At 68.6% G+C, this 2881-nt stretch carries 3 protein-coding genes; 1 reads left to right on the forward strand and 2 read right to left on the reverse strand.

Annotation, left to right across the window (positions count from 1 at the left end; translation table 11 throughout):
• Positions 1-614: SDR family oxidoreductase (locus QOL99_RS16255; protein WP_285525346.1), on the forward strand; the 614-nt coding region annotated here is incomplete at its 5' end.
• Between the two features lie 360 nt (positions 615-974).
• Here the strand turns inward: QOL99_RS16255 and QOL99_RS16260 are convergent.
• Positions 975-1937, reverse strand: a complete 963-nt coding sequence (locus QOL99_RS16260; RefSeq protein ID WP_285525348.1) for a ferritin-like domain-containing protein — start codon at positions 1935-1937, stop codon at positions 975-977.
• A 553-nt stretch (positions 1938-2490) separates the two neighbouring features.
• On the reverse strand, positions 2491-2881 hold a 391-nt coding region (locus QOL99_RS16265; protein ID WP_285525350.1), incomplete at its 5' end, for an anti-sigma factor.

The raw sequence follows: 2881 nt of genomic DNA on the forward strand, positions 1-2881 counted from the left end.
GGGGCGAGGCGGCGCTGCGGGAGGCTGCCGCCGATATTCCCGGCTCGCGCTGGGTCGTCGCGGACGTGGGCACCCCGCAGGGCGTGCGGGCGGCGGTGGAGGCGGCGGGCGAGGTGGATATCCTGGTGAGCAACGCGGGCGGGCCGCCCCCCAGCCTCCCCAGCGAGGTGACCGAGGAGGGCTGGCAGCGCGGCTTCGAGACCACCTTCCTGTCCACCGTGCGCCTCGCGGACGCAGTACTGCCGGGGATGCGTGAACGGGGCTGGGGCCGGATCATCGCGGTGACCAGCCTGACCGTGGGGCGGCCCTCGCTCACCCTCCCCGTCAGCAATGCGATGCGGGCCGCCGTCACCAACCACCTGCGGACCCTCGCGCTGGAGGTCGCCCGCGACGGGGTCACCTGCAACACCGTCGCCCCCGGCTACACCGCCACCGACCGCCTGAAGGCCCTGCACGCCGACCCCGCCGCCGCCGAGGCCCTCGCGGGGCGCATCCCCGCCCGCCGCTTCGGGCAGCCGCACGAGGTGGGCGCGGCGGTCGCCTTCCTCGCCACCGGGGAGGCCGGGTACATCACCGGGCAGGAGATTCTGGTGGACGGCGGCTGGAGCATCTGATACGGACTCCGATTGAATCGTTGACGAAGTGATTCAGGTCCGAGCGGAGGCGAGAAGGAGAAAGGGCGGGTTCCGGGAGATGGATGGACTTCCGGTGGTGTCCCGGAAGTCAAGGAGTTGGACGGAATCCGTATGAAACGGATTCCGAGCCTGATGGCGTGAGGGGACCTGATGGCGTGAGGAGAAAAGAGACGCGCGCCGGAGCAAGCTTGCCCCAGCGCGCGTTTTACGGAACTTACTNGTTGGACGGAATCCGTATGAAACGGATTCCGAGCCTGATGGCGTGAGGGGACCTGATGGCGTGAGGAGAAAAGAGACGCGCGCCGGAGCAAGCTTGCCCCAGCGCGCGTTTTACGGAACTTACTGAATGGCGAGCAGCTTGCCCAAATTGCCGTCGTCGGTCAGGCCGTCGGGGAAGAAACCGCCCTTGGTCGTTCCGCCCAGGAACACGATGTTCGCCACCTGACGGGGGGTGCGGCTGAAGGCGATGCCGTTGGCGTCCGTGGGGACGATATTGGCGCTGCGGGCCGGGACGCCCGGGTTGCCCGCTCCGGCCACGATGCCCTGGTCGCGGTCGTCCGCGCCGTCGACCGAGTCGCGCAGGTCGCTGATCGCCTGCACGACGTCCTGCACCTTCAGCATCGGGGTGACCTGCTCGTTGCGGGCCAGGTGGAGCAGCGTGCGGACGGCACCGGCGTGGTACGCCTCGACGGCCAGGATGCCCGCCGCGTTTTCCAGATTTCCCCCTGCCTTCTGGTCATCGATAAAACGCGCCGCACCCTTGTAGGCCGTGACGCCCACATCCTCGAACACGAAGGCGCCGTGCAAGAAGAACAGCGGGGCGGCGTAGGGGTTGAAGTTCGTGATGGCGCCCTTCGAGGCTGCATTGCCCGCTGCGGCGAATGCCGGACCGAGGTCCAGGCGCGGCTGGGCGACGGCGGCACCCTTCAGCACCGAGCGAATCACCTTGACGTGCGCCAGCTCGTCGTCCGCAATCTCGTGAGCCATCGCCAGCGTGTCGCCGGTCAGGCCAGGAACGGTCATGGTTCTGCCGTCGTAACCGGCGGGCAGGATGACCTTGCTCGCGTCACCGCCCGCTGCCGTCAGCTCGTTCAGGCGGCCCACGGCGGCGAGGTAGAAAGCGGCTTCCAGGTACTCCAGGTTCAGGGCAAAGTTAAAGATGGCGGCGTCGAGGCCGTTGTCCTGGCTGGGCGTCGTGGCCATCACGTTCGTGCAGCCGGACAGCACGGCGCCCGCGCCCATCATGCCCGCCATTCCCAGGAACTTGCGGCGGGTGCTCGTGCTTTGCGTGTCGTTGCTCATCTGTGGGTCCTCCAGACATCGAATAGGGGCGAGAAACGGGTTCAGCAGCCATCCGAAGGTCAGCACCGACCCGCCGGGCAGGCGAGGGGCCTGTCCGCCATTGGGAAAGTTGTGGGCCTTCAGTGACGCTGTATCCCGACCGGGAGAAATTGGATCAGGGCCACCAGAAGGATGAAGGGCAGATGAACGGCTCGCCGGGCGGAGGCGGATTTAGCAGAGGCTTAACCGGGGAGCCGTGCAAGGGTGCCCCGCGTGTGGGACGGCACGCCCGCCTCCCCTCTCAGTTGGTAGGGGCGGATCAGTGCTGCCGTTCCCACGCAGCGACCAACCGCCTGTGCCAAACAGGCTGGCCGGAGAACCCGCCGGGGTTCCGGGGAACACGCCCCAGGGGCATTGGACAGAATGACGGCCCCCGGAGAACGGCGCCCCAGGGGCCTGCCCGAATGCCCAATGCTCCTGTCCTATTCGCTCGCTCTGCTGCCCAGCTGTGCAAGTCCGCTCGGCCAACGAAGGCGGAACCCCATCGCATTCTTATGGCTCTTATGGCACGCCCTCAAAGCGGCTGCACGAACAGCGGCGTGGTCGTGGGCTGGGGGCTGCCGCCGGGCGGCTCTACACTGACCGCCACGGTGGCGCCGGGGGACAGCGTGACCAGCAGGCCGCGCTCGAACACGCCCAGCGACACGGGGGTGCCGTCCTGAATCTGCCACAGCTGGTAGGTCCGTTCGGGAGGCAGGGTGCGGGACAGGTGGACGTAGACCCGGCCTTCCGGCAACTGCACCAGCGTGCCCACGCGCTCCCCCCCTGCTTCCAGGCTCCGCTCGACCGCGCCGGGCGTGGTGCGGTAGACCTCCAGCGGGTCGGTCTGCGGGCGCGGCAGCAGCGCAAAGGCCAGCGCCAGCGCGGCCACCAGGCCCAGCGCGATAGGCCAGCGGCGCGGCGGG

The organism is Deinococcus rhizophilus (assembly GCF_030271215.1).
GTDB lineage: Bacteria > Deinococcota > Deinococci > Deinococcales > Deinococcaceae > Deinococcus > Deinococcus rhizophilus.

Coding starts and splice junctions, on each gene's coding strand:
- QOL99_RS16260 (WP_285525348.1), bottom strand. CDS start 1,937: ATGAGCAACGACACGCAAAGCACGAGCACCCGCCGCAAGTTCCTGGGA.